Source organism: Candidatus Thermoplasmatota archaeon (assembly GCA_029907305.1).
Classification (GTDB): Archaea; Thermoplasmatota; E2; order DHVEG-1; family DHVEG-1; genus JARYMC01.
This window is the reverse complement of sequence record JARYMC010000114.1, coordinates 1-3,173: the sequence shown is the minus strand read 5'-3', so window position 1 is coordinate 3,173 and position 3,173 is coordinate 1. Positions and strand designations below refer to the sequence as shown.

At 32.0% G+C, this 3,173-nt stretch carries 6 protein-coding genes; 2 read left to right on the top strand and 4 right to left on the bottom strand.

The annotated features are described in order from the left end of the window. The coding region (locus QHH19_07075; protein MDH7518082.1) for a hypothetical protein at positions 1 to 321 on the bottom strand (321 nt) is incomplete at its 3' end. A 279-nt stretch (positions 322 to 600) separates the two neighbouring features. Continuing rightward, on the bottom strand, positions 601 to 1,047 hold the full coding sequence (locus QHH19_07070) for a hypothetical protein (GenBank protein MDH7518081.1): 447 nt from the start codon (positions 1,045 to 1,047) through the stop codon (positions 601 to 603). A 190-nt stretch (positions 1,048 to 1,237) separates the two neighbouring features. On the opposite strand from QHH19_07070, the gene QHH19_07065 reads away from it, so the two are divergent. Continuing rightward, positions 1,238 to 1,687 carry a hypothetical protein gene (locus tag QHH19_07065; protein MDH7518080.1) on the top strand — a complete coding sequence of 150 codons (450 nt, stop codon included), beginning with the start codon at positions 1,238 to 1,240 and terminating at the stop codon, positions 1,685 to 1,687. Here QHH19_07065 and QHH19_07060 read toward each other — a convergent pair. Then, a complete protein-coding gene (locus QHH19_07060) occupies positions 1,682 to 2,203 on the bottom strand; it encodes a hypothetical protein (GenBank protein ID MDH7518079.1) in 522 nt (173 codons plus the stop codon). The two genes, QHH19_07065 and QHH19_07060, sit on opposite strands and share 6 nt — an antisense overlap. Before the next feature lie 125 nt (positions 2,204 to 2,328). On the opposite strand from QHH19_07060, the gene QHH19_07055 reads away from it, so the two are divergent. After that, entirely contained in the window at positions 2,329 to 2,547 is a 219-nt protein-coding gene (locus QHH19_07055; GenBank protein MDH7518078.1) for a hypothetical protein, read from the top strand. Between the two features lie 28 nt (positions 2,548 to 2,575). Here the strand turns inward: QHH19_07055 and QHH19_07050 are convergent, their stop codons facing one another. Further along, a complete protein-coding gene (locus QHH19_07050; GenBank protein MDH7518077.1) occupies positions 2,576 to 2,917 on the bottom strand; it encodes an archaellum operon transcriptional activator EarA family protein in 342 nt (113 codons plus the stop codon). Positions 2,918 to 3,173 lie beyond the last annotated feature (256 nt).

Below are 3,173 nucleotides of genomic sequence, written 5' to 3'. Positions count from 1 at the left end.
AGAATTAGAAAGCTCAACTACAGCCTGGCCAATATCAAAATCAGGGGAACCTGATAAAACAGATAAATAAATCGCCATCTGATCAATAGCACCATCAGTGTTATGACCATCGATACCCAAAATCTTAACACCACTAGCAACCACAGCAAGAGTCTCATCACCAGTCTTCAAAGCCTGTGTCTCAAGCTTTGAACTTGTTTGGATGATTACTGCTGCTGCAATACCAGCTACGACAACCATGGCGATGAAGATAATCATCGCACCAACACCCATAGCACCAACATTCCTACGTCTTAAAATATTATACATGTTTTTTCCCATCCTTTATCACATCCATCCTTTTAGTAAAACACATCTTAGTTAGAGTGTTCTTTTAAAAAAGAAACAATAAAGGCTTTTTATATTTTGTTTGCAGGTGCATATGCAGGTGCATATGCAGATAAATATATATATGGATGTACTAATAAAAATATAGGTAAGAATTCATATGATGCCACAGATAATAACTTACTAAGAAATACATTTACTCCATATAAAAAATAAATACAACAAATCTTATCTAATTAAAAATATAAATTTTTATGTAAAAATATCGATTATTTATTTTTTGCTTATGTTAGTCATTCTTTTTTCCAATTCAGAAACCTCATGTTCCAGCTGCATAAGATTAAGATCCACACCCATATCCTTCATTACAGAATCATACTCATCACCAATATTCTGCGAAATTTCCTTAATAAAAAAATGTCCTACATCCTTACTCAATGACTCGTTCATAGTAGAGATGATTGATTGAATAGCTTTGCCTACTTCACTGGGTGGAATGGAATCGACATCGGACATAACCGTAACAGGTTCCTCGCTCTCCGAGAAACGAGTATCTTTTATTTCCACATGCCTCAAGAAATCATAATTAGCCTCAAGCTTCTTGATCAAAGAATCCATAACTGAGATAGCATAGCCCTCTGTAGTTTTTCTCTTAACTATACTAAGTAAGGTGATTAAAACCTTTTCAATAATTTTCGAGTTTTGTATCATTTTAGTCACATCCCTCCAAACATATCCTCTTATAGTTACATCAAAATACGATTCTATGTTTTAAAAGTTTTCACCATGATCTCATCATATTATTTTTATATGCCGGAAAAATATTAAAAACCTATTAGAAACATCTATATAATAATTAAATATACTACTCTTTCATATAAGAGGATTGAAATAGGAGGGGAAAAACTACTTGAAAAAAGGGTTTATAATAATTTTTGTAGGAGTTGTTTTGTTAACAACTATTTTTACGGGCTGCCAAGAAAATACAGGAGTTACAACAAAGCAGAGTTTAGAAAAAAATGTTTTTTTAGAGTCTAGTGTAGTTGAATTAGCAAAATCTTACCTTAAATTTTATACTGAATATGATTATGATAAAGATGTTGATGTGGTTGTAAAAGTAGAGGTACAATACACTTTTCACAACATCGCAAAGAGAAATATAACAAAATTAAACGTATTCGTAGAGTTTTATGATAAAAACAATAACCTATTAGGATTAAAACAGGGGCCAACTATAAACAATCTCTTTTATGATCCTGAGTTTGATTATGTTGAACATATGCCTAATACCGTTACATATGCTGATGCGAACGTGGCTGAGGTCCATCACGTAAAGATCATTGCTACAGAAGCATCATAGTATATTCTTTTTCTTTAAAAATATAAAAAGAGTAATAGCAGCTATTATTAGTATTATTTCAAAACCCGGTGTTGTTGAACCTGTTTGTGATTTGTCTTTATTTATTATCACTGTTTTTGAGCCTGAGTTGTAGCTAGCTGTTTTTGTTTCATCTGTAGGATAAAAATTAATTGTTATCTCATGGTCGCCTGTACCTGAAATCGGGTGGTTGCTAAAAATAAAGGTTTTCTTTTCTAGAGGATAAAAAGTATGGTTTTTCTTAAGATGGGCATTGTCTTGATCTATAAGCTCGATGGTTATGTCATCGGATTCATTGGCGCCTAGATTACGTAAAGTTATGTTTATGTTAAAAAACTCAATAATGTTAGTACCACGTTTTTCATAATTAATATAACTATATGTTATATCAGCTATTATAATATTATACGGGGTATTTTGAGCATGTGCTAAAAAAGGGGTAAATGAAAATAGGTATAGTATTAAAATCAAAATCGTTAATGCTGTATTTCCTCTCATATAGTAAACCTTCCCAAGTTTTTTTGAATACACAATTTTGTATTTAAATACAATTGCTCTGCAGTAAAATAAAGTTTATATTTGCATACCTCTTATTATAAATGTGGGATGTAGGTTGAATATCTATGTTGCAAGATAGAGGGATAAGAAAAGGGATAGAAGTCTTAGTTAGAGATAACAATGATCCTAGGGTACCTGAACGAAGGGCGATAGTAATTAACACTTATCCTCATCCTAGTAGATGGATTGTAGTGAAATACGAAGATGGTAACATAGAACAGGTTGAGGAAAATCAGGTTACAACAATGTTTGAAGTCAACAAAAAAGCAGGCGGTAGATTATAAAAATCATAAAAAAAAGATGTGCATATCTTTATCGGTCTTTGTTGCTTCTAATTTGTTCCATTATTTCTCTTCCGAAATCTGTTAGACGATATAATTTTATGTCTTTGCCTCCACTTGTTTGTTCAACGATATTAAGGCTGATTAATGATTCATCTTCTCTGTATCTTGATTCCATGCCGCGTATTGCACCTATAACATTTGTAGGCGTTGTTTTTACATGGTAAGCTATCTCAGAAGTATAGCTACTACTTGGGCTGATCTCAAAAAGATAATCCACTATCTTCTTTCTTATAGTACTTCTCCTTAATGCCCTGATAACAAGAGGTCTTTTATCATGTCTCGGTGATCTTAAATCAATGTTGTTTTGCATCCCGTCCCACTTACGCATAGAATCCTAAATCAGGTTAATAAATTAATCGGTTATTTTAACCTGTTTTTCGCCTAAAAATTAATTTACCAGTTTGTTTATTACACGAAAAAAAATCTATGGTTAAATAAAAAACACTATAGCTTGTATATCTTGTTTCGATAAATTTAGTAGACAGAATCACTTGACAATGTCACATTATGAATAGCCTATCTCAATTTACCCCCTCATTATTCAACCATCTTCAATTTTAACATCC